General features: G+C 51.8%; 19 protein-coding genes. 2 read left to right on the top strand and 17 right to left on the bottom strand.

From position 1 onward, the window contains the following. Nucleotides 1–31 precede the first annotated feature (31 nt). The 3 genes from IEV98_RS13940 to IEV98_RS13930 are packed head-to-tail and all read right to left on the bottom strand — an operon-like array spanning nt 32 to nt 3,154. Nucleotides 32–1,204 carry an efflux RND transporter periplasmic adaptor subunit gene (locus IEV98_RS13940; RefSeq protein WP_229738765.1) on the bottom strand — a complete coding sequence of 391 codons (1,173 nt, stop codon included), beginning with the start codon at nt 1,202–1,204 and terminating at the stop codon, nt 32–34. A 5-nt stretch (nt 1,205–1,209) separates the two neighbouring features. After that, nucleotides 1,210–2,547, bottom strand: coding sequence for a TolC family protein (locus IEV98_RS13935; RefSeq protein ID WP_229738764.1), 1,338 nt, complete (start codon nt 2,545–2,547; stop codon nt 1,210–1,212). Between the two features lie 22 nt (nt 2,548–2,569). After that, on the bottom strand, nt 2,570–3,154 hold the full coding sequence (locus tag IEV98_RS13930; RefSeq protein WP_188506600.1) for a TetR/AcrR family transcriptional regulator: 585 nt from the start codon (nt 3,152–3,154) through the stop codon (nt 2,570–2,572). 204 nt (nt 3,155–3,358) lie between these two features. Here IEV98_RS13930 and IEV98_RS13925 point away from each other — a divergent pair, with 204 nt between their 5' ends. Continuing rightward, nucleotides 3,359–4,741, top strand: coding sequence for a DEAD/DEAH box helicase (locus IEV98_RS13925; protein ID WP_188506599.1), 1,383 nt, complete (start codon nt 3,359–3,361; stop codon nt 4,739–4,741). Between the two features lie 30 nt (nt 4,742–4,771). Here the strand turns inward: IEV98_RS13925 and IEV98_RS13920 are convergent, their stop codons facing one another. From IEV98_RS13920 to IEV98_RS13910, 3 genes are all read right to left on the bottom strand, one after another. Next, complete coding sequence (locus tag IEV98_RS13920) at nt 4,772–5,164, bottom strand: type II toxin-antitoxin system VapC family toxin (RefSeq protein ID WP_188506598.1); 393 nt, start codon at nt 5,162–5,164, stop codon at nt 4,772–4,774. Beyond that, on the bottom strand, nt 5,151–5,387 hold the full coding sequence (locus IEV98_RS13915; RefSeq protein ID WP_188506597.1) for a hypothetical protein: 237 nt from the start codon (nt 5,385–5,387) through the stop codon (nt 5,151–5,153). The genes IEV98_RS13920 and IEV98_RS13915 overlap by 14 nt, the downstream gene beginning before the upstream one ends. A 194-nt stretch (nt 5,388–5,581) precedes the next feature. Continuing rightward, nucleotides 5,582–6,103, bottom strand: a complete 522-nt coding sequence (locus tag IEV98_RS13910) for a hypothetical protein (protein WP_188506596.1) — start codon at nt 6,101–6,103, stop codon at nt 5,582–5,584. 193 nt (nt 6,104–6,296) lie between these two features. Here IEV98_RS13910 and IEV98_RS13905 point away from each other — a divergent pair, with 193 nt between their 5' ends. Then, nucleotides 6,297–6,623 (top strand): hypothetical protein, encoded by a 327-nt coding sequence (locus IEV98_RS13905; RefSeq protein WP_188506595.1) that lies wholly within the window; start codon nt 6,297–6,299, stop codon nt 6,621–6,623. On the opposite strand, the gene IEV98_RS13900 is transcribed toward IEV98_RS13905, so the two are convergent. The 11 genes from IEV98_RS13900 to IEV98_RS13850 form a co-directional block, all read right to left on the bottom strand. After that, nucleotides 6,598–7,647, bottom strand: coding sequence for a discoidin domain-containing protein (locus IEV98_RS13900; RefSeq protein ID WP_188506594.1), 1,050 nt, complete (start codon nt 7,645–7,647; stop codon nt 6,598–6,600). The genes IEV98_RS13905 and IEV98_RS13900 overlap by 26 nt on opposite strands. Nucleotides 7,648–7,698: 51 nt before the next feature. Next, nucleotides 7,699–9,075, bottom strand: coding sequence for a discoidin/SUN/FTP domain-containing protein (locus tag IEV98_RS13895; RefSeq protein WP_188506593.1), 1,377 nt, complete (start codon nt 9,073–9,075; stop codon nt 7,699–7,701). A gap of 26 nt (nt 9,076–9,101) precedes the next feature. After that, complete coding sequence (locus tag IEV98_RS13890) at nt 9,102–10,787, bottom strand: alkaline phosphatase family protein (RefSeq protein ID WP_188506592.1); 1,686 nt, start codon at nt 10,785–10,787, stop codon at nt 9,102–9,104. Nucleotides 10,788–10,851: 64 nt separating this feature from the next. Continuing rightward, a complete protein-coding gene (locus IEV98_RS13885) occupies nt 10,852–12,480 on the bottom strand; it encodes a DUF5008 domain-containing protein (protein WP_188506591.1) in 1,629 nt (542 codons plus the stop codon). A gap of 15 nt (nt 12,481–12,495) precedes the next feature. After that, nucleotides 12,496–13,299 (bottom strand): hypothetical protein, encoded by an 804-nt coding sequence (locus IEV98_RS13880; RefSeq protein WP_188506590.1) that lies wholly within the window; start codon nt 13,297–13,299, stop codon nt 12,496–12,498. A gap of 33 nt (nt 13,300–13,332) precedes the next feature. Then, nucleotides 13,333–14,880: a RagB/SusD family nutrient uptake outer membrane protein gene (locus tag IEV98_RS13875; protein ID WP_188506589.1), complete on the bottom strand. Its 1,548-nt coding sequence runs from the start codon at nt 14,878–14,880 to the stop codon at nt 13,333–13,335. A gap of 13 nt (nt 14,881–14,893) precedes the next feature. Then, the gene (locus IEV98_RS13870; protein ID WP_229738763.1) at nt 14,894–18,031 is read right to left on the bottom strand and encodes a SusC/RagA family TonB-linked outer membrane protein; all 3,138 of its coding nucleotides are present in this window, start codon (nt 18,029–18,031) and stop codon (nt 14,894–14,896) included. 22 nt (nt 18,032–18,053) lie between these two features. Then, complete coding sequence (locus IEV98_RS13865; RefSeq protein ID WP_229738762.1) at nt 18,054–19,151, bottom strand: DUF5007 domain-containing protein; 1,098 nt, start codon at nt 19,149–19,151, stop codon at nt 18,054–18,056. 11 nt (nt 19,152–19,162) lie between these two features. Then, nucleotides 19,163–20,281, bottom strand: coding sequence for a discoidin domain-containing protein (locus IEV98_RS13860; protein ID WP_188506586.1), 1,119 nt, complete (start codon nt 20,279–20,281; stop codon nt 19,163–19,165). A gap of 14 nt (nt 20,282–20,295) precedes the next feature. Beyond that, on the bottom strand, nt 20,296–21,828 hold the full coding sequence (locus tag IEV98_RS13855) for a RagB/SusD family nutrient uptake outer membrane protein (protein WP_229738761.1): 1,533 nt from the start codon (nt 21,826–21,828) through the stop codon (nt 20,296–20,298). A gap of 29 nt (nt 21,829–21,857) precedes the next feature. After that, nucleotides 21,858–24,857: a SusC/RagA family TonB-linked outer membrane protein gene (locus IEV98_RS13850; RefSeq protein WP_229738760.1), complete on the bottom strand. Its 3,000-nt coding sequence runs from the start codon at nt 24,855–24,857 to the stop codon at nt 21,858–21,860. Between the last annotated feature and the right edge of the window lie 6 nt (nt 24,858–24,863).

Genomic DNA, 24,863 nt, shown 5'->3' with positions numbered 1-24,863 from the left:
GTCCTAAATACTTGATAGTCGTTATTGGCCCCTACTTTGTCGCGGAGGGCTGGCTCACTTGTACCTTCGCTCCGGGGCGCAGGTTGATCAGGCCATCGGTCACCACGGTTTCCCCCAGCGCAAGCCCCTCGTTGATGACGACCCGATCGGTTACTTTCAGTCCGAGGCGTACCGGGCGTTGTTCAACCGTACTGCTGTCGGTAAGCACATATACCGATGTTTGCCCAAGTTGCTCGGATATTGCACGATAGGGAATCACCAATTGTTTGGTCTCCGATTGGCTGCGTATGTGTACGTTGGCATTCATGCCTGCCCGTAGGATGCCGTCGGGGTTAGTAAAACTTGCACGTACCGTAATGGTACCGGTGTTGGCATCCACGGCCCGGTCAATTGCACTGATGCTTCCCGAATGGGTATAAGCCGTGCCGCCCGGTAAGCTTAATGTAATGATGGAGTCCTTTTCGATTGCTCCCCGGCGCTGCAATTCTGCAAACCGTTGGATATCGGCTTGGCTCACCGGAAAATCAATCGCAATCGGGCTTACCGAAGAGATGCTGTTGATGAGTGTGGTGCCAGCGGAAACCAATGCTCCCATGCGTACTTGGGCAATGCCGATGGTACCGCCGAACGGAGCGGTGATTACGGACCGGTTGAGGTTGGTCGTTGCGGTCACCAATGCAGCCTGAGCGGACACTACCTGCGCCTCTGCGTTGTTGAGGTCAGTCTCCGCATAATCCAGTGTTTGTTTGGCAATCGCGTCTTGCTCGGCAAGCTTGCGGTAGCGTTCTACATCGCGCTTAACCCGATTAAGGTTGGCTTCAGCAATAGCCAGCGCCGCCTTGGCTTGTTGTTCCGCGGCTTCATAACGGGTACGGTCTATCTCGTACAGTTTTTGGCCCTTGCTCACTGCAGCGCCGTCCGCCACAAAAATGCCGGTGATGTAGCCACTCACCTCGGCCCTTAATTCGGTTTCGTTAAGCGGTACAACGGTGCCCGGATAATTTTCGGTACCTACCACAATTTCTTCGGTTACGGGCGCCGTCGAAACCGGTATGGCTTGCGGACCTGCGGCCCGGTTTTGTTGTTGCTGCTTGTTGCCGCAAGCGGCCATCAAACTTGCACCTATCAAGAGGATGGCAGCGATATTCGTAGTGTTTGTCTTGATCATGGTCACGGTATTCGTAGTTGTATGAGATCTTTTCATGTGGATTAATTCTCGGATGGGATAATACCCAACGCACGCTGAACGTCCAGCTTGCCGGCCAGTACGGAAAAAAGCGCATTGAGGTAAGTGATTTGTGTCGTACGTAGATCGGTCTCCGCCGTCATCAAGTCCAGGTAAGTTTTGATACCCTCGTCATATTGCAATTTGATCGTGTTGTACACCTCTTCGGAGAGTACGACATTTTCCCGAGCAACTTGCCAGTCGTTAAGGTTAGCTTGGTATGTGGCCATGGCCATTTCATATTGCGTATTGATCTGGTTTTTCAATTGGGTGATATCCCAGTCTATGCGCGTCTCCTGCAACTTGGATTTGCGGATTTCATGCGTGCGCTTGCCGCCCTGAAAAATCGGAATATTGAGTGTTAGCCCCAATACCGAACGGGGAAATGCTTCGCCGAATGCATCGGAAAACTGTGGGCCCCGGAAATCCCATGCATAATTGTAAAATGCAGACAAGCTAGGCAAGAAGGTCCATTTATTATACTGGGTATTGAGTTGTTGCAATTGTTTTACCGTTTGTAGTTGTTGGTATTCTACCCGTTGGTTGAAATCCAATACCGATGTCGTATCCAAAAGCATTTCGCTTTCCATCGATGCACCATCAAATGAAAGATCCAGCGTCTGTTCGGCAGGCAGCCCGATCAATTCCTTTAAAAACGCATATTTATAGGTAAGCAACTCGCTCACCCGCTTTTGATCAGCCAACGTGTTACTCAGCGTAATTTGGGCCCGCTTGAAATCGGTCTTATCCACAATCCCCGTTTCATAGCGGACTTTAGCGTCATTGAGTTGCTTTTGGATGCGCTGGATGTTTTCGCGGGTGATGTTCAATTGCTCCTCGCTGGTCAGGATATCATAGTAGGCCTTACTCACCTCCACCACGGTATTGATGCGGCTGTTTTCGGTATTCAGCGCATTTTGTTGCCGGATAAACTTCGCAGCCTTCGAAGCCTGTAGCAACGCCGGGTTGAGGATTTGTTGATCGGCCTGCAAGACAGCCGCGCTGGCATGTTTTTGGCCGAGCTGAATCACATTCCCACCGATGACATTGGTTGGGATTTTAACATTGTAATTGTAAGTGCCCGTAGCGTTGATCTGTGGAAACCAAGCCGACAACGCTGAAGCGATTTCGCGTTCACCGATTTCTTCATCGATGGTCGCTTGCTGCACCGAAGGACGGTTTTCTAGGGCATAATTAACCACATCAGCCAATGTGGCTTTTGCAGGTAGAGCAGGTTGCGTTTCCTGGCCAACAGCAAATGGGATAGTCCATAGGAGCGTAACCATCGTGGCCAAAAGATTTCTCGAGTTTTTATTGTACATAACTTGTTTGCGTCTGAAATAATTATTTTTTAATGCCATCCCAAATGATAGCCACCATTTCATGCATGGCATGCTCGTCAAACGAATAGTGGCCACTGATGTGTCGCTTCGCCGCTGCTGTTACGGTGCCGATGAAAGCCGCGCTCAGGATATTGATATCTAGCGGTTTCACATAGCCCTTGTCGATACCTTGCTTCAAGAACCTGGACATTTCGTCTTGCATTTGCACGCCACTCCCTTTTCCAAAGATGGACGTTGCATACGGCGACGAAAAGAATTGTTCCATAAAGCTCAGTACTGCTGGATGATCGATGTAAAAACGCACCAAGTTCGTCCATATCGTAACAAAACGTTGGGGATAGGGCAATTGGGCTTCCTCGTCCTTAAACATCGATTTGACAATCTTATGTTTACAATGCCAGAACAGTTCCAGGATCAATTCATCTTTAGACGAAAAGTAATGATAGATGGTACCCGTTGCCACACCGGCTTCCTGGGCGATCTGGCTGATTGGGCTGCCATGGAAACCATGCGCACGAACCAAACGTAAGGTGCTTCCGAAGATGGCACATTTTTTTTCAGCGGTATTATCAAATTGAACGTTCATTCGGTCGGCAAAGGAAAACATTATTTGTGGAAAATAAGTGCCTAAACCGTTTATTAACGAAAATTTGACATTTATACTAAATGGGTCAGCCGGATGGATAATGTAAAATGTTCTCCTGCTTGTGCATCCGAATCAAGGTAAAAAATAATAAGCGAGAATTGTGTACTTTTGCATCGACATTTGCATTGAATTAATTCACATACTTTGACATTTAGCGATTTTAACTTCGACATCAACCTTTTTGAAGGCCTAGCGAGCATGGGCTTCAAGACGCCCACACCAATACAGGCCGAAACCATTCCGATTATCCAAAGCAACCATGATTTGATTGCCTGTGCGCAAACGGGTACAGGCAAGACGGCTTCCTATTTGTTGCCGGTGATGGATGCCATATGCCGTATGGAGCAGCGACCAACCATCAGTGCCTTGGTATTGGCTCCCACGCGCGAGCTGGCCATGCAAATCGATCAACAGGTGGAGGGCTTGGCTTATTTCGCGGGAATTACGTCCATGGCCATTTATGGTGGAGGTGATGGTATCGGTTATGAGCAACAGCGAAAGGCATTGCGGGAAGGTGTGGATATTGTCATTGCAACGCCCGGGCGGCTTATTGCCCACATGAGTTCAGGCATTGTCCGCTTGAATGAAATCAAATTTCTGGTACTTGATGAAGCGGATCGCATGTTGGATATGGGGTTCAAGGATGACATCAACCGGATTGTCCGCGAAGTTTCCTCCGAAAGGCAAACGATGCTCTTTTCAGCGACGATGCCGCCGAAGATCCGGGCATTTGCAAAAACGCTCTTGAAAGATCCCAAGCAAGTTAATATCGCCATATCCCAGCCGGCACAAGGCATCGTGCAGCAGCAATACCGGGTAGGGGATAATCAGAAGACGCCGCTGTTGAAGCAAATCCTCCAAAGTGGTGATTTCCGAAGTGTAATTGTATTTTCATCCACCAAGGAGAAAGTAAAAAGCCTGGGTAGGGAATTGAGCAAATTAGAACTGGCGGTACAACCCTTCCATTCCGATTTGGCGCAGGAGGAACGCGAACAGATTCTCTTGCGTTTCAGAAATAAGCAATTACCCATATTGATTGGTACAGATGTGCTTTCAAGGGGAATTGATGTGGTGGGCATCGATTTGGTGGTCAACTATGATGTACCGCCCGATCCCGAAGACTACATCCACCGGATTGGCCGGACAGCTCGTGCCGAGCGTACCGGTACAGCCATTACCTTTGTAAATAGCCGCGACAGCCGGCGGTTTTTGGCCATTGAACGGTTGATGGAACGGAAAGTGGAGGAGGCACCGCTGCCGGAAGGAATCGAGGCTGCTGCCGAAGTTCCGGATCACCATGAGCGGAGGCGGGGAAACCAACCCAATAGAAAACGTCATGGGGGGAAGTCGAAGCATCATCAAGCGCCGAAAGCAGCACACCCAGAAGGTGGAACTACAGTTGCTGCAACCGATGAGAAGCCCGATAGCCAGAAGAAAAAGAAAAAGCGACCGTTCAAGAGACGGAATAAAGGGCCGAAGCCCGATGCTCCCCAGCATGTAGATACACCGTCTAGCGAAGCGTCGTAAAACGGGTCGGATGGATTAATATGTTGAGGTTTACCAATTTTCAATGACTAGACCTTCTATCTGCCTGAAATGGGCATCGGATGTTACTAGCGTTAAATTGTATTGCTTTGCTATCGCGGCGATCCAAATGTCGTTTTCAGGTATTGGTTTACCCTTGTTTAGCAAGTCAGTTTTTACCAAAGCATAAGCGTCCGCGGTATTCGCGTTCGTGCCAATGAGCTCGCATTTCTTTAAAAAGCCATTAATTTGCGATAAGTGTTTGTTTGGATTGGATGACCGATAGGCTCCAAGCAATAATTCTCCTAAAACAATACTAGGCACCTTAACTAAAGGTAAATCTCCGAGTTGTTTGATAATATCGGGATTACCTTTAAATAGTTCGATGACGATATTGGTGTCGAGAATGATGTTACTTCCAGTCATCTGGATGTATGGTTTCGCATCCTTCTTTAATTGCCCGCTCTATCTCTTCGGCTTCTTCTTTTGACCATATCCCCGAGAATTCGGCGAAAGCAGATCTTTTAGGCTTCGATTTACTTTTAATCTTTGCCTTACGTAAAAAATCTTCAAGGGCCGACAATGTATCATCACTTTTGATTTTTAGCACTTCTTCGATTACATGTAGTTTCCTCGCTTCCGATACCATAATGCCTCCTTATTTTATTTCCCCTTGATCTTCCTCACATTTCGTCCACTGTCGCGGTTCAACTATGGAAAAAACCAAAGGTACACACAAAAATACGAAAAGTATTGCTAATGAGGGTTAGGTAATTCGTTATTCCGGCTTTTCTTCGTGCTTTCTCCCGACATCTGCTATGAATTGGCTAACGCCTAGCTACATCAGTTGTTTTCAGTCTTTATCCTGTCTTTCGTTATGTCTTCTATGGATTGAGGTTTAAAGGGTTTGTAACGGTCTCGCTTTATCGCAATCGGAATATCGTCCAACCGCTCAGGTAACATCGTGTCATCTCGTTCTAATAGGCTGTACTTGATAACTCTCAGCAGATCGTGCCTTGAGATAATGTATGCATTCGGGTCAAAGGGCAATGTAGTATTTACATGAATGTAAGGTAAAGTTTTTTCCACTAGTTCAGGGTCGTTTGCCGCCGTATCAATGTATTTTAAGAATTGCTCCGCATTGCGTTTAATCTTATCGATCTGGCCAAGGTATTCTTGATAAGAAGAGTCTCGCTTTTCTTCGTATCGGTCTGGATCAGATTCAGCAAAACTTCTGTATTTTTCGTAGTCAACTTTACACATAACTAGGTTGCCAATTTCTTTTTGAAACCAAGAAGCTGATCTGCTTTGCGAAAATGCAAACTGAGCAACTAGCAACAACAATGATGTTATAATCGTCTTCATGTCATGTTAATTTCCCCAAAATACTGTTTAGACGGAAAAGTAAGGTCGTCAATGCAGGTGCCGGATCTTGGCGACCTCAGTAGGGTTGAGGGAACTTTTCATAATCTGGTGTTTTATTAGGTATCCCCAAACCTACAAAAATAAATTGGAGAACGAAATTAGATTCGTTAACCTGTTGAAGCATATTCGTACCATGAGAAAAATCCTGCCCTGTCCCTGTGATGCCCGTGAATATGTCGGTGAAGACGCCAAAAGACGACACTTTACCGAAGGGTGCACGGCAAACCTGGGGCAGGGATTGGAACCGGATGCTATTGAAGGTCGCCTGGTGTCCGCTTCGGAGTTTAATGCTATCTCCATGTACTCATTCTGCGCTCCTACTGGCGGCGCCACACGGAGGTCAGTCGGAGCCACATGGAGTGCAGATGGAGTCCAGGAGGAGTTCCGAAGCCATACCGGAGTAATCTTAAGGCCGGGGCGTGGGCTAGGCTTAACTACTGCGGCAACTGCAATATTCTAAACTCGGCCAACTGAAATAGCCCGCCTGCCACTACAGATGTCACCGATACGCGGTAGTACCGGTACGCTGTACTGTTTTCGAACGTGTACGTCTTCGTCAGGAAACGTGCCTCAAACGCCTCGTCAGTCCGCTCATCGAGCAATGTCCAGTTTTCATTATCCATAGAGCCTTCCAGTTTCCAATTTTTCGGGTCGCGATCCGGTACGTCGTTGGCCGAGGTAAATGTGTAAGCCCCAAGGATAAGGGGTTCGTAGAAGTCTAGTGTCCACGTGAGATCACCGGCGAAGTTGAATTGCAAAAACTTGGTCTGCGTATCGTTGTCGGTGAGCTTCAACGAACCTTCACCGGCAAACTTACCGCCGTCGTTATCGCGGGATACGGTTAAAATGCCATTGCCGGTCACGTCGCGCACAACGCCCAAGTCGGTAAGCAGCCGGGAAATCTCCGCAATGGAGCCGTTTGGTGTCTTCACCCGGAGCGTATAGTCGGCAAACTGACCGCGGTCTACCGCGATATTCAGCTGATTATCATTGGTGAGAAATTCGCCGCCGATACCCACGCCCTTATACCAGAAAACACTGTCGATGGCGATGTCCGAGCTTACCGAAAGATCGAGGCTCCCATCGGGTTGCGGGGCGGTAGCCACCTCGATGAGGCTATCCGGATGGATTGAAATCATCGTTTCGCTTTCCGCCCAGAAGCCTTGTTCGTTTTCGGTACGTAACGTTACGCGGAAGTCTCCCGTCCGCAGAAACGTATGGGCGTCCGAATCATTGAGTGACACGCTGTCGTCTCCGAATTCCCAGCGTACCAGCGAATAGTTTGCACCACCATTGGTAAACGAATAGGTAAATGGATCACCTTCATCCGGCTGTTCGAAGGTAAACATCGCCGACGGCTTGGGAAGCTCCGGCTCGGGTGTCGGTGCGGGCTCTTCCTTACAGGCAAAAAAGACCAGGGGAGTAGCTAGTAGAAGGCCTAAAGCATTCTTGATCCGTGTTATCGTGGCAAATCGAGTTATCATTGTTAAGTGCTTTTTATGAGTTTATGTCATCATCTTCCGGGGTGCGTCGCATTAAGGCACGCGTATCACGCGCCACTCTTCCAACTGCCAGAGGTTGCTGCCATTGTTGACGCCAAACTCGATGCGATAATGTGTGTACAGCGTTTCCGTATTAAATTCATAGCGTTTAAGCTGATGACGCGAGGTGAATATTTCGCCCGTGCGGGTATCCAAAACCTCCCAGTTTTCCCCATCGTTCGATCCCAGCAGCTGCCAGTCTTTCGGATCCCGGTCTGGTGCATCATTGGCCGAGGTGAGCGTATAGGCGCCCAACTTAGTCGGTGTAGCGTATACGAGCTGCGCCCACAGGTCGGCCCGATAGTCACTCACTAAGAATTTCTGGTCGGTATTGTCGACCAGTTTCAGCGACCCTTCGCCCGCTTCGGCGCCATCGTTATTGTCGCGGCTTACGCTGAAGGTTGCATCATTGGTCACGTCCACCTCCAATACATGCTGTGGATGGATGAGTACAATGACTGATTTCTTCTGCTCGTCGAGCACGTGCGTAGATGGGTTGGTAAGGGTTACCGCCGCGGCAAGCAGGTTATCCATATGTTGCTCGATAACCGACCATTGCACGAAGAGATCCAACGGCGCCGAGCTGATGTTGGAGCCGATGCGGTGGACGGTATCCATGGTGACATGTGTGATATCGAGCGGGATGGTGTTTTCGGGTAGCAACCCGGCAGCAACCAGCGATGCGATGGTATCCGGGTTGATTTTGGCTTCGACGGTAAATGCCCTGCCGGGCACACCGGCAAGCGAGATGCCCAGAGGTACGTTGAGACCGCCCGACTGTACCACGTAGTGCTGCCGATTGCGTGCTTCCAGCACCTGTCCACCACCATTGGTGATGGATAGGTAGCGGATTTCGCTGGGTTGGAGTACATCTTCCGTATTGACGATGATAACGGCGCCGCCACTACCGCTTTCGATGGTGTTGCCTTTGCCCGGATTGATGAGCCGGTAGGCGAATGCTACTTCTTTGCCGTAATTCCGTTCGAGAAAACCTATGTTGATGGCTACTTCAAAAACGCCACTGTCGGCACCGAAGGGCATCGACACGGTGGTGGGTACCGTCAACTGATTAACCGGTACCGGTACCACATCCTGCAGTTGTCCGTCCGCCACCAACTGGGTGATGGTATCGGGGTTGAGCTGTATCTCTACCTGGAATGCCTTGCTCGCGGCCTCCGATAGCTGCACGGTAAGGGGGATTACCAGCCGCTCGCCGTCTTTACGCGGTGCGCCGGCGCTTTGGGGAGACGATACGGTCCCCGGGTCGTTTGATTCCAGGGCAAATGTCTCTAAGGGTTCATCCTGGCATGCCTGGAAAACGAGTAAGGCTACCAGCGCAATCCCCAAGGGGTATGTTATCAATCGCTTCATATACGTCATGCTTCTTATTTATTCAGTTATCGATCCAACCATACACGGCCATCCAACTGCCAGCTTTCCTGCCGCGGGATTTTCAGCCAGCTGACGATCTGCGCCGGGATATCCACATTGCGGGGCACAAGTGCACCGAGGTCGGACGAGCTGGGGGCGCATACATAGTCGGATTGGTACTGCCGGGTAATACCGGCGCCACCCAACGTCATGTGGCTGCCCAATGGTCCTTCATCCGTAATCGTGTTGTCTGCAGAACCTACAACAGGCCAGAGTCCAACGAGGAAGTCGTAGTAGGGGTGGTCTTCGGCAATGCCGGTTTCGCACGAATACTGGCGCACTACATCATCGGGCAGCGCCACTTTCCAAAAACGCACATCGGCGATGTAGCAATCGGCCTGGCCGTTGTCCGACTGGCCGCCAATCATCAGCGGGATGTTGTTGGTAATGCTCCCGTAGTTGGTGATCTCTGTCTCGTTGTTGAACTGGCCATTGGTAAACGTGCGTACAAAGCGCCTGTTGTCGCGGATTACGCCCACTACGGCAATGCTGTTCCAGGTGGCGTTGGCCAGTGTACCACCGCGGGTTTGCCCTACATTATTGCCCAGTCCACGCGCGTTGAACATCCAGAAGTCGTTCTCCAGGAAAATCGTCCAACCCACATAGTCCCACGTCCACCGTTCGCGTTTATTGATCAATGCCGGATACGTGTATTGGTAGTTATTGTTGGGCCCGGGGTTTTTCTTCACTTTCAGCTCGATGGTAAACGCTTCATCTTCCAGGTTGTAGAGATCGTTGTCGCCGGCGGTCACTTCACCGCGGAGTTGTTGCTGAAAGCGCACAAAATCACCTTGGAAACGGATGCCGAGAAAGGGCTTGCTGACCACGCGTGTACGGTATCGGGGCGAATGGAAGATGGTAAACGTGTTAACCTCCGGGTTGCTGAAAATGGTATTGTCGTTTTCATCATCGGGCACGGTATATTGTCCGCCCCGGCTGGATGTGATCACCACCAACCAGTTTTCCTGGCTGTAATTTGGCCGGGCCCGGAGTGTTTCCATCAGTTCACCAACGTATTGGTCGAAACCGAAAATGGCTTCGCGGTACTGGGGCACGGACAGGTCATACCCGTATTGGCTGCCCGCTTGGTCTATGCCGGTAAAATGGGCGGTCACGATCGTGATGTCTTCGGCGGCCAGGGCCGCAGCCGCCGCATCCTTCACCGCTCCGTCGTTATCCAGCAGCGCACGGTCGTCTGCACCGGTGGTTAGCTGTTCGTAAAAAAGCGGCGCGGAAGTGTATGCCTGTACGTTGCTGTTGGGCATGGCCGCCTGGATGCGTTCAAACAGTAGCGGGAAATCGTCAAGCCGTTCATTGGAGAAATCGTTGCCAACCACGCCATGCTTATCCTGCTGCACACCGGTGAGCATGTCGGCCCAGTTGGCGCCGTTGAGGGCGGCCGATTCTTCATCAGAGAGCGACTCCCAGGAGTAAATAGCGTTGGGCAGTAGCGCCGTAATGGCGGGCGTTTCGGCTTCATGCACGGATTTACCGCGGGCACCATCTGCGATGATGTACAGCACGCGTGGCGAACCGAAAGCTACGTTTACCGAGTCTACGGGGTCTCCTTCGGGAATTACCTTTGAAAACTCCTGGTTGCAGGCTGCTATGCAAATAGCCAAACCGGCCATCAGCGGTAATTTTCTGGTCATTGCTTTCCTATAAGATGTTGTTGCAGTCATAATACAATGTTGCTTACTTGTTAAACTAAGCGGATTACTCAATAAGTACGCGAAGGAGATTGTTGGCGGGTTGGCTGTTAAATTGGTTAAACAGGCCATGGATCAACAACGCCGGCCGTCCGTCTGCAGAGGTCGTTTCGACAATGTCTTCGATGTAGCCACTGAATAGCCCGGTGGCGTTGTAGCCCACCAACAACGCGCCGCTTTGGTCCAATACCATGAATCCATTCCGTGCGATGCCGCCATAGGTGCGGAAACTACCTGCTACAATGATTTTTCCGTCGGTCAACTGTTTGATGAACGTCACTTCACCTCCTTCAAACGATTGCGGCACAAAAGTCTCGTCGAGCGTACCGTCTTCATTGAGTACGGCCATCTGGCTAACGGGCGTGCCATTATAGCTGCGAAACGAGCCGACAATCAGGTACTTGCCTGTAGCGGGGTTGTAGTCGGCTCGGTAAACGGCCTCGTCTGCGCCCGACCCGCCGGGGTTGAACGTTTCGTCGATAGTGCCATCAGCTTTCAACCGCAGGATGCGGCCAGCCTGTTGGCCATCGAAGCGGTTGAAATTACCATACACCAATAGCTTACCTGCCTGGTTGCCGGCTGCATGATACAACGTGCCTGCGTTGCCGTTGCCGCCTTCCCAGCTGCGGTTGGTGCCTTCGTCAAACCGGTAGGTCTTATCTAAGCTGCCATCGGAATTCAGGCGCGCAAGCTGCCTTACTTCCACACTGTCAACGATCACCGAGTCGCGTGTTTCCAACCGGTTGGGTTGGTCGTAGCGCCTGCTGATGTAGTAGCGGAAATTACCGCCTACCACCACTTTCCCACCACCCTGTGGATACAACCGGCCAATGAAGCCGTCGAAGCCGCCATTGAAGCGCGGATAGTACTTCGTGGTGTCTAGCTGGTCGGGACGGCGAAACGGTTTGACGCCGACGGTATCGATGGTGCCGTTGGTATGAATCTTGGTGAGGTTGCTGATATCGCTACCCCGTTGGGAATAGCCCGTAAATGCTCCGGCAATCAGGTACCCGTCATCAAACGGAATGATCTCCCCGATTTGGCCATTGGCACCGGTACCCGACCGCAAACTGGCGTCGTAGGTGCCGTCCGCGAAGGTACGGGCAATGCGGTTGATGGGGCGTACGATGCCCTTGTTGTCGTAATTGGTAAAGGCGCCAACTATCATCATTCGTTCATCGTTGGTAAAGATGACCTTACTGACACCATTGTTGGTGCCCTGGGCAGCGTTGAAGGTCGGGTCGGGATTGATTTTGCCCGTCACAGAAAACTGCGGGCCGAATACCACGACATCGCCCACGGTCATGGAGGTAATGCCCGTACTCGCAAAATCGGGAACAACAACCTTCACGTGGTCTTCGGTAACTTCGATGATGTCGGCCCCTTCGCCGTTGAACCGGAAAATTAATTCGTCTTCGTAGGGGAGCAATCCCGAAGCGTTGATGGTCACCTCAGTACCGGGCAGGCCGGTGGCTGGAGAAGGCATTTGGGCGCGGTCTACCACAATGCCCAAAGGCTGCGCACCGGGGCCATAGGGTTCTTTCGGTACTTCGAGTTTTTCGGAACATGCCCAAAGGCAACACCCCCAAATACTCAGTATGAAAAGTGATTTAAACGTATATCTCATGTCAATCATATCGTTTCTAAAGAATTATCGCTTGCTTTGGATGATATCCTGGATGACTTCGAATTGGTTGAAGCCGAAGCCACTGCTAATATTGAAATTGAGGACGTGTACCGCACCGTTATTGGGCTGGATATCCGACGATGCGACCGGCTGGGCGATCGAACTGGCGGGGTCGGGATCCGATATATTCTGGATAAAAGAAATGTGCAGCTGCCGATAACCCATGTACTTCAGCCTGGTTTCGGTGGGTTTCCCCTCGTCAGTGACGGCGTCATGGAATACCACGCCGATATTGCTTACGGTATTGTTATAGGCAAAATAATTCTGGCCCCCGAATGTGTTAAATACGTCATAATCGACCTGGGGATAATCTTTCAATAGTTTCTTGCCATGGAACATGTACCGTTCGAGGTATTTCCGCCAGATGGTGGAGTCGACATCGGCCAAGGTTTGGATGGTGTCCAATCCGAGGTTGTACAGCTGCTTATTCGCACCTGAAATTTGAAGGATAGGGTCGTCGCCCTGATAATCAGCCTCGCCGATTAGCCGCTTGATCTCCTCGTCTTGTGGAGCGAAGAAGGTAAACTCCTCCGTGTTGAAGAACTCTTCCAGGCCGGCCAGCCGTACGATTTCGGCAATCGTATCCAACTGGCGGGGGTGTGCATCGAGGTAGGCCATGATGCTTCCATCGAAGTACGGGTTGGCCAGGCCACCGTCGGTATAATAATCATCTTGTTTACAGGCAGAAAGCCATGCCATGCATATTCCTGCTATCGCAACTGCCCATACCCAGCGTATTGGAAACCGTTGCTTATTCCTGTTCATCATGGGTGTTTACTTTATTATTCGTTATCATTGTTATTACCTGCTCAGCCAATATTCGTTTAATGTAATCTGCGGATTGTTGTTCCGTGCAGACTGGTCGATGGGCCACGTCCATGCCCGTCGGTTATACTGATCCGAGTTGAGTGGGTTTCGGGCAAACGCGGGGTTCATAATCCGTTGTGTACGCACGAGGTCGAAATACCGGTGGCCTTCACCAAACAGTTCGCGGCAGCGCTCCCAGAAGATGAAATCCCGTAGTTCCTGTCCACCCCCACCGGTATACGGCGTGGCCTCCGCGCGGGCCCGGATCAGATTTAGCGAAGCGATGGCTTCATTATCGCGCGATAGCCCTGCAAGCGCTTCGGCATGCAAGAGGATGGCATCGGCATACCGGAAAATCATAAATGTATTGTCGGGGTTACGGTCTTCGTTGCCCGAGGCAAACACATTGAACCCAAATTTGACGGCCGTAAACTGGCCGCTATTGGACAACATGTCGTCAAACCAGAACTCCGCCCGTTTATCCGCCACCCCTGCCGGATAGAGCTTGGCCATATAGGTATCGATGTAATAGCAGTGTGCAATCTGGTTGTTGTACCGTGGGAACTTGTACGGCCAGCGCAGGAAGTGGTCGCCAAATGGCGACAACGCTGCATTCTCATCCTGGTAGTTGATACTCCGGTAAAATTCGAACAAACTTTCGTCGGAGCGGCCTTTCATCACCGTGGCCCAGCCGTCTTCGGTGAGGGGGTACAGCCGGAAAGCACCGCTTTGGATCAGCTCCGTACCTAGGGCCGCGGCCTCTTGATAATAGCGTTCGCGGTTATTCCGGTCGAATCCGGCATTCCACATGTTCATGTGCATGAGCAGCGCAATGATGCTGCCGCGTGAAGCCCGTGCACCTTTTAAGGCCGGATCGTCGTATGTCCAGGGCATCCCGTCTTTATGCGGACGAAGGTCTTCCAGGCATTTGTTCAGCACGTCAACCATGGGGTGGCGGGGCAGGGCCTCGGCTTGGTAAGGCTCGGTATAATACACCACATCGCCGTAGAGCCGTACCATCCAGAAATAGCTGAAACAACGCAGAAAGGTTGCCTCCGCCAGGTAACGGCGTTTGTCGGTATCGCTAACACCGGGTATCCCTTCATTGAGTTTATCAATGAGGATATTCGCTGTCTGGATGATCTGGTAGTAGCGGGTCCAATTGGTCACGCGCTCGTAGTGGTACCATTCCCACGGTTGGCTGGGGTCCATTGCGCTGAGCAGGTCGTTGCGACCCAGCACTTCGACCACCCGGCGTGACGCATAACTATTGGCACCGGGCGATGCGAATACCTCGCCCGAACGGACTTCACCGATACCGCCGATAATCCATCCTTCGTTGAGTTTATCGAAGAACATGCTGTACATGTTGGCTACATTGTTTTCGACGTCAGCTACCGACTGGTAGAAGTTATTGCCTGTCAACCGATCGACAGGTTCTACTGTCAGGAATTTCTTGCAGGACCACGTGGTCGATGCAAGCGCTATCATGCCGATCCAGCCCAAACTTCTCCAGTTTCCGATTAATCGTGTTGTCTTCATATCCTTATCACACTTAAAAGCTAAGATTTACACCTACATTATAGGTACGGGGTACGGGGTACCCTTCCGAGATATCGCGGCCCATATTCGTTACGTTTTCCGGGTTTGGCCCCGAATACCGCGAAAACGTACGCAGGTTTTCTGCAGAAATATATACCCTAAGGTCGTCCAGCCCCCAGCTACGAACCATATCACGGTTGAGCCGGTAATTGAGAACCACGTTGTTGATCTTGAAATAGCTGCCGTCTTCGGCCCACAAGGTCTGATCGTATCGGAAGGGTTGTACGGTGCCATACCGGCGGTAGTCATACGCGTAGGGATAGGTGGCTACATCGCCGGGTTGACGCCACATGTCTACGTCATTAAGCGGCACCACGGCGCGGTTGCCGAAGGGGTTGGACATCATACCTAATCGCTGGGCGAGCGCATTATTCAAAATGGTACGCTTGCCGGTGTAGGATCCGTTGATCATGAGACTAAGATCCTTGTATGAAAGTAAGATGGAAACGCCTCCTGTAAAAATCGGCTGCGAGTTGCCGGTACGGGCATAGTCAAACCCATCGAGCACGTAATCCCCGTTGAGGTCGCGGATCATGGGATCTCCACCCTGGAAAAACTGGCCATTGGTTTGGTAGAGCAAGCCCGTAACCGGGTCTACCGGCACGTCCTGATCCGTAGCAAAGACCCCATCGTTGATCCGCAGGTAATTGGCCAATGACGCCCCGCCAACACGGAGGATGACGTGCTGGAGGTGGTTAACGTTGTTTTCCCACCGGATGAACTGCCCATCGAAATTATCCGGCAGGCTCAGCAGGACATCGTGGTTGATGGCACCGGTAAGTGACACGGACAGGTTGAAGTCGCTGGTGATCGGCAAGGGACGCATCATCAGGAAGAGCTCATGGCCGTAGTTGACGATACCGGCACCATTGCTGAATAATTTATTGAAGCCGGTGATGTTCGACAGCGGCTGTTCGAACATTTCGTTTTCGACTTTTTTATAATAGGTGTCATAGATTACCTCAAGGCGGCCATCGAACAGGGAAAAATCCAGTCCCAGGTTGTATTGGGTATTCGTCTTCGGCATGAGGTTCGGGTTGGGAATTTGATCGAAATCCAAACCGATACCCTGTTGTCCATTGTAGTTCCCGGTGATGTTGAACTTACCGTAAATCCGTTCCAACGTGCCGGTAGGGATAATATTGACACCCCAGCTTAGGCGCAATGCCGCATAATCCAGCCAATCCCGATCGGCGAGGAAATTCTCCTTCTCGAGGTTCCAACGGAGTCCGATAGCGGGGTTGCGGGCATACAGGTTTTCAAAACCGTTGACCGACGAACCGTCTAGCCGGTAGGAGAGGTCCAGTACGTATTTTTTCTTGAAATCATAGGACGCCGCCAGCGCAAAGGAGGCCGCGCGCTCGTCGGCATAGTCATTCAACAAGCCGCCACCGCGCGAAAAATAGCCGTCAAAGCCAATCGGCCCTTGCAGTTGGTCATTGGGGCTGCGTTCTTGGCGTGAGATGGCGCTCTGCCGCCCAGCGATGCGGAACTCGTTGAAGAAGTTTAAAAACAGGTTGTGGGTGTCGTTAAATCCTTTGGAATAACTCAAGCTGTTGCGGTTATACAATTGCGTGGTGCGGCCGTTGTAAGAGTAAACGCGGGCAAACTGGTTGTTTGCCGCAGCCGGTGTGAAGGTATCTTCGGTTTTGGATTCAAACTCATAGCTAAGACTGGTACTGGCGCGTAGCCCCTCAATAAATAGGTAACTGGCCTCCAGGTTAGAGCGGATGAGCCGGGTGGCATTGTCGTTATCGGTGCTTATCGCCGATGCATGGCTTCCGCCAGCCTGATAGAACGATGGCGGAGGTAGGAGGGTAGACGATAGGCCATTTTCGGCAATGCCGGTTTGCAGCATACCGATACCATCGCCTACACTCTGCTGGCCAAGTTGTCCGGTTACCGAGCCGATAACCTGGAAACGCCGGTCGGCGGGCTGGTATTCCATGCGCAGATTGGTGTTGTACCGCGTAAACCCGGTGTTGCGGATAATGCCCTGGTCGGAGAAATACCCCAAATTGGCCTTGTAATTGAACAATTGGTCGCCCCCATCGATAGCCAGGTTGTGGCTTTGGTTATAGATGGTGCGGTAGTAATAGTCCTGCCAGTCCGTCGAGTTGTTCCAGTAGGCATTGAGGCTATCCGATAGCGCCGGTGTCTGAGCAATCAACCAGAGATCGAGGTAGTCTTTCGCGTTTCCATAGATCTGTTGCAATTTGAGTTGCCGCTCCAGGTTGCCGCCCAGCGTTTCGCGCAGCTTGGGTGGGGTCCGCACAAATGAATTGTGCGTATACCGTACGCGCGGTATCGGGGAATTGCCCCGCTTGGTGGTGATGATAATGACCCCGTAGGCCGCCATGGAGCCGTACAGCGAGGTGGCCTGGGCATCTTTGAGGATTTCGATGCTGGCAATATCTTCCTGTGGAATAAGCGACAGCGGACTGATACCGGGGCCTTGTTGCTGGAATCCGAATTCCGTAGCCCGATCAGCGTCCATCGGGATGCCGTCTATCACATACAGGGGCGAGGTGGGCTGCAGGAACGACTGGTTGCCCGATCCGGTCATCGATATCGTGGAGAGACCGCGGATCTGGGTGGAACCCCGGAAACCGGGAGCTCCGGTATTGAGCTGGATGTTCATGCCCGGTACACGGCCCTGAAGCAACTGCTCGATGTTGGCGGTAGGCACATCGGGCAGGTCCTTGTCCGTAAGACCGAACGAAGACCCCGTGCTCAACTCCTTCGAACGCGCCTGGTAGCCCCGGATAACCACCTCCTCGAGTGCATTGGCATCGGGAGCCAGTTGGATGCGCAGGCTTTCGCGGCCCGCCCCGACACTTTGCGACCGCTCCTGATAACCAATGAGGCGGAAGACAATGGTGGAGTTGGCCGGTACAGAAAACCGGAAATTACCATTATCGTCGGTCGTTCCCAATGCACGTAACGGCCGGCCAGCAAATACCGTAACACCGCCGAGGGGCTGCCGGTTTTCGTCGATCACATTGCCCGCTATCGTGACATTGTCTTGTGCATGTGCCTGCCCGAGGACCAGCAAGCCAACCAGCAGGGCGATAAATCGTGCTGTCTTCATCGTGAAAGTATTGCGTATGCTATTATTCATCTTCAAACTTTGGCAATTGGTTTCTAAAATGGAATACGATCTCCCAGTCGCCGGGCCGGTAGATATTAAAATCCAAGCCAAATGCGGCATAGGTCAATCCACCTCCAAAACCTCTTCTGGAGTAATCGATATCCAAGCTCGCGCTGCCACCATTGCTATTGGTATACTGCGTTTTCAGGTTAACCAGCGGTATGGGGTAAGCCACATCGTATTGTACATATTCTTCGGTTTTGACCACATTGAAGCCATGTATGAGCTCACTCCACTTGGTTTCGTTGAACACGTCGGGATTCATGAACGAGCCATCCGGTGCCATAAACTTCAACCGCAGGTTGTGGCCGTTGCCGCCTTCAAACGGCCGGATGTAAACGACAACGTCTTTAATGTTGTCGTTGCTTTCCAACGGCCGGTTGGACTGGCCGCCGATGACATTGGTGAGCCGCGGTCGGATATAGTTTTGCTTATCTGGATTGTTCGGATCCGCGGGATCGGGCGCGGGTTCGCCGGTATAGGGGTTGGTATCTGTAAAGGGGAAATAAGGTTGCTCCCGCCAGGGAATGAGCTGAAAGTCGCGGATGAACACATCCCCGCCGGAATTGGATACTTTGAGGTCAAAAAACCGGATGTCCTGTACGAGGTTGCTGCTATCGGTTGGACGGGGGGCAATGAGTTCGTTGTTGGTCGAAGCCCAAAGGATAAATTGCCCGGATTCCCTAACCTCAAACAGCGGCCGTTCCTCGATCTTCCGCTTGGCCTCAATTGCTTCCAGCGATTCCTCTTTTCCATCGTACGGTGCAATCCATACATAGGTGGGACGGGTTTGGAACACGTCGGTAACCGGCCTGCCGTCGCCGTAGCGCGCATTGACGATTTCGAAGGTGAGCGGTAGCGACGAATTGTCGGAGTTGAACTGCCCCATGAGGCTTGTACGGCCCAAGATGGGCTCTAGTACTTTAGAACCGTAATTGATGTTTTCACTGATGTATTCTTTTTCTTCCGGCAAATCAAGCACCTTCTTGCAGCTACCCACCAGCAAGAGTATGCCAAGCCCTCCCAACAGTATCGTGTATGTTATTGCGTGTCGTCTCATATCCGTATTCGTCATTGTTCTTGTGTATTATCGGGGGCATTCATCGTCCAATCCGCAACCTGGAAGGCACCGCCGCTCCGATTGCGCAGCACATTTAAGCGGTAAAATTTGTAGGCCACTTCGTTGTTGATGCGGTACACTTTGAGTTGAAAACGCTCTTCAAAGATTTCGCCGGACCGTGAATCAATGGTGACCCAATTTTCGCCATCGTGCGATCCCTGCACATTCCAATCAATCGGGTCGCGTTCTGGCAAGTCGTTGGCCGAGGTGATGGTGTAGGCCCCCGCCACGGTCGGTTCGTTGAGCTCAAACTGCAACCACACCCCGTTGAAGTCGTTCAGGAAAAATTTGGTTTCCCGGTTGCTGTCAAACGCAAACTGCGCAGCCTCAATGGCATTCGGGCCACCCGAATTTTCGCGCTCGGTAGACCATGTGCCACCAACAGTGAAGAACAGATTCGGTGGTGGCGGCATGTAGGTAAGCCTGCTGATGAAATCGTCAAATCCGAATACATGATCGCTGTTGACCACATGAACAAATGCATTGTCGGTCTCCACATTGATGGAGCCCGTGGTGGTGGTGATCCAATTCCGCCGGAACTGACTCCGTTTGGTATCGCTGAAATCAATGGTTGCCGGCCCACCCTCACGGAATCCGGATGAGGTGGTGTGGGCCAGTTTGGCATGCATCGGATAACCGTACCGAACCGCCGTTAGGCCGACACCGTCTTGCAGGAGCATCGAATCCGTTGGGTATTTGCCACGGATGATGTACTGCGTCAGCATGGTATCTAAGTGTTCGTAATTGATTGTCGATAGGTATTCCGACGGCTTATCGGCCAAGAAGCGGATGTTATTCAGGTTGTTGATGGCCAGTTGGAAGCTTTCATTGGTGAGTGCGAACAGCGTGATATTGCTATCACGCAGGGTCGACGCCAATTCCAAGCGGTCAATCACCTGAATCAGTGAATCGTAGACTCCGGGCTGGCTTTTGAGATAGGCATACGTATCGCCGTTGAAGTGCTTGTTTATCGACGTGGGATCATAGTAGCCGCCGTCTTTGGCACACGCGCCGGCGAGAAGCAGCGCCAGGAAGACCCAGAAAAATGCGTATTGGGTTCGCTTATTCATATTATTCGGTGTGATCATTGCCAATAGTCATTTTGCGTTAATTGATCGTTTTGAACCAGTAGCGTTGGGGAGACCGGCCAATAGATGCCATTGTCTGCAATCAAGCGGCTAACAATGGGATGACTGGGTCGGATTCGATTGTAGCGCACCAGGTCATACCAACGGTGCCCTTCGCCCATGAGCTCGCGCTGGCGTTCGCGGAATATGGTGTTGAGCAGGTCGCCATTGATCGCTTCATTGTATTCGTCGAGTCCGCGGCGCGTTCGGATGGCATTGAGGCTTTCAATAGCGCCCGAACGTTCGCCCAGCACCGCCAGGGCCTCTGCACGCAACAGGGTGACATCTTCCAGACGGGTGAACACGATGGCACTGGTAAAGATCCGGAAGGATGGATCGGTTACGCCGCCCATGATGCATTTGATTTTGCTGAAAATAGGGTATCGGCCGTTGTAGTTCGAAAAATAGCGTTCGGATACCGGCGTGCCCAGGGTATCCAGGCTGAAGCGTTCGTCGCCCCCCTCATTGAAAATATTGATGATGGAATCTTTCGGCAGGTAAATGTCGGGAATGCGTTTGTTGACAACCGGTTCTGCAAGCGTAAGCTCTTCAATATGGCCCGTAAACGAGGCGTCAACATGCCCCCAATCGTAAGCGAAGCCGAATAGCTGATTGGTCTTTTTGTTAAAGAAGAAGCCGTTGGCATCTGTAAGATGTGCGGTGGAGATGTAGTCGTTGGTGGCCCGCTGGTAATTATCGAGCACGAATTTGCTGTAGTTGGCTACATCGGGGTAGTTGCCCTGCCAAGCCGCAAGGTGTGCGAGTACGGCATAGGCTGTCAGTTTCCGCGCAAGCGCGCCATCCCAACGGCCGCTGGTCTCGTTATAGTAATCCCCCTGTTGCTGCTCATCACCGGCACTGTAGCGGTAGGGAAGGTCGGCCGCAGCCGCCAGCATCTCCTGCTCAGCCCAAGCCAGCACCTTAGCCTGATTTTCACGCCGCTTATTTTCAAAACTACCATCGTATGAGGAGATAATGAGTGGCACGTCGCCCCAGATGCGCACCATGTAGAAATAGGAAAATGCGCGCAGGAAACGTGCCTGTGCAATATCCACCTTCATATTGTTTTCGGTGTAGCGAAGGTCTTGCTCATGGACCTCGTGCACACGCTCCAAGAAGATGTTTGCCGAATTGATCACGGCATACCAGCGCCGCCAGTTACCTAGCGCCTCAACGGCAGGGTAGGAGGCTGTAAGGTCGTTGTTGATGATGGCACGCAGATCCTGCCGCGTTGGACTGGTGAAGTCGCCAGCGCGTACATCGCCGTATAGCCAATGGGCGTTGTGGTCGGCCAATGCTGCACGCACCAGCCCATAGGTGCCCATGATGGCCGCGCGCGTATCTTCCAGCGAGTTCCACATGTTTTTTTCGCCAACAACACGGGACGAGTCGACGTCCAGCATTTTCTGGCAACCGGCCAGCAGCAACAGCACAGCCGCCAGCAGTGCCAAGGGTGGATGATAATAGGTTCTATTTGCTCGTTTATTCATGATTTATCGCTCGTACGTTGATCTATGATTTACAAATTCATCCGGATACCCAAAGTAAACGTGCGCGGTATGGGCAATCCATAGCCCGTGTCGCGCCCCGCGAAATTCACCAGTTCCGGGTCACGCCCCGTATAGTTCGATAGCGTGAAGAGGTTGTGGCCCGTACAATAGACGTAAAGCCGATCGATGGTCGATGAGCGCTCGCGCATGAAATCGCTCAAGTCGTAGCCTATTGAAAGTGTGCGCAGCTTCAGAAAGGAGCCGTCTTCAAGAAACAGGTCTTGCTCCGCCCGGTAGGGGATCACGTTGCTCCACGGGTTATATATCGGGTACTGGCTATAGTCGCCACGTTTCTCCCAGAATGTGATTTCCTTCACCGAGCCCATCTCAACGGTGCCCTCGCGGTTGATGAAGTCAAAGCGGTTGGCCATCTCATTGTTGAGGATATTGCGGCCGAGGTTGAAGTAAAAATTGGCGTCCAACGTCCAGTTGCCGTAGCTGAACTGGTTGGCGAATCCGCCCGAAACTTTGGGGAAGATATTGCCCATGAACGTCCGGTCGTCATCATCGATCACGTTATCGCCATTGGCATCCGCCCAGCGTGGGTCGCCCGCGCGTAAGGGAATACCATTGTAGCTCAGCGGTTGCCCCGCTATAACCGGCACCTCGGCATCCGAAAGATAAATGCCCTCATTTTCCAGCAGCCAGAAGCGATCAATGCGTTCGCCTACGCGAAATAACCGGTTGTCGATAACGATTTCATCAAGCCCGCCCGGCAGTGCCGTGAGCTTGTTCTGGTTGTAATTCAGGTTTATCGAAGGTGTCCAGCTAAATCCACCGTTAGTGCTACGGACAGCATCGACGGCTAGCGAAAGATCCACGCCCGTATTGTTTACTTCCATACCCGATTCGTAGGAATGCCGGTAACCGAACTCCGCATGGGATGGAATGCCCAGTAATTGATTACGATCGTACTTGGTGTACCAATCCAGGTTTAACCGGACGCGCTCGTTGGCAAATCCCAAGTCTACACCGATATTCAGTTGATCGGTATACGCCCAGGGAATGCCATAGCCCGACCAGCCAAACTCATAAGGCCGGGTGAGCACACCGAAGCCGTTGTAGCCCGGCGTGACCACGTTGCCGGTATAGCCCACAAACGTTGAGTAGGAGGGGCCTTGCGAAAAGTTGTCGAATACGTTGAGGCGCCCCAACCGCCCGGCACTGGCGCGTACGTTGAAGGTTGAAAATACACGGTCGTCGGCCAGCAGGTCGTTTTTGACATTCCACCCCAGGGATAAGGTGGGGGTGAACAGCCACCGGTTGGTGGGCTGGGCGTTGGATGAACCATCCGAACGGAGCACCAGCGAAACCGTATACTTATCGTCAAAGTTATAAGATCCCCGGCCGTAAAAAGAAATCAGGTTTTGCTTGGTGTAGTCCAAGAACTTGTAAACGAGTTCGCGGGGGAACGCAAGCGGATTGAGGTAATTGCCATCGTCTGGATTCGACTCCAGCAAGTTGATTTTGATGAAGTCGTTGATGCCTTTGTAAGCGTAAGCGTAGTTATATTTGAACGCGTCCCACTGGAGCACGCCACCGCCCTCGATAAGCAGGCTATGCCGGTCGCCCACATTGACATCATACGACACGTGGTTATCAAACACCAACCGTTGGTTGTATCCATAGTAATTGGAGGCGAAGCTATTCTCCTCCATCAGCGTACGCGGATAGAAAAGGTCTCGGTACCCCTCATTGTAATCTACGGCCAGCCTCGAGGATACCTTGAGCCGATTAAAATCAAATACCAATTTGGCATGGCCTTCTACGATGTTCGTGGCATTGTCGTCGAAGCTGTTGTCGAACTGGCCAACGTACTGGGTGTAAAGCTCGTTGTTGGGCGAAAGAGGCGAAGAAAGGTCTGGAATGTAGGACATGGTTGCAAACCGGTCGCGCAATGACCGATTACGGTTGCGCTGTACGCGATTCCCGTTAACCATGGCTGAAAACAGTAGCCATTTGAGTGGCTTCATGTTGATGTTGAACAAGGCATTGTAGCGCTTGAGCCCAGTTTCGTCGGCCACGCCCTGATTCTGCAGGTGCCCGACCGCAAACCGGAAATTAGCGCGTTCGCCGCCGCCCGCTATATCGGCATCGGCTGAATACACCAACCCGGTTCGGTAGTAGTTGTCGGTCCAATTAGATGGACCATAATAGGCCGTATTCAGCGAATCACTCAGGTACAGGGGATAGCTATCATCCGCCGAGTACCGCCCCGTAGCCGTGTAGCGATCGTAGAACTGGCGCCGGAATGCATTTTCATATGCACCATTGATGGTGGTGACCACCGGCCGTTGAGCCATGCCCACGTAGGAGTTGAAACTGATCTTCCGTTCGGCAGAAGGCTGCTTGGTGGTAATCACGATCACCCCATTGGCCGCCAACGGACCGTATACCGCCGTACCGGCCAAGTCTTTTAATACCTTTACCGACTCGATGTTATTCATGTCGATGTTACTCAACAAGTTCGTGGCCGGGCCAATCCGGTTAAACTGGTACTGTTGGATGTCGTAAGCGAAGGGATGTTCGCCGATGAGCGGAATGCCATCCAAAACAACCAGTGGCTGGGACTGATAGACTTCCTTTTGCGACAGGATGGGCATGGGTATGCCACGCAGGTACATCGATTGTACGCTGCCCGGTTCACCGGAATCTTCCTGAACGTAAAGGCCGGGAGCCTGGTCCTTTAGGTACTGTTGGAGGGAGGTTGCCGGGAAACGGGCGATTTTTTCAACATCGAAGGCAATAATCTGCACGGTCTGGTCACTGAAAACCGAATCCCTTCCTGCAGGCGCAAGCAGTGCAATCCGTGTTGAATCCGTTGCGAGGCTGTCTTGTTGTGTAGGCGTTGCTAACGTGTCCTGCCCCTCCTGGTGAAGGTGGGTAATCCGCGAAACGGAAACTGCAAATACCGGATGTATGAATAGTACCATCAGCATGCAGCCGAACAATATTCTCGTATTACGCATATATAT

This window comes from Parapedobacter pyrenivorans (genome assembly GCF_014636865.1).
GTDB lineage: Bacteria > Bacteroidota > Bacteroidia > Sphingobacteriales > Sphingobacteriaceae > Parapedobacter > Parapedobacter pyrenivorans.
This window is presented reverse-complemented; position numbering and strand designations above follow the sequence as displayed.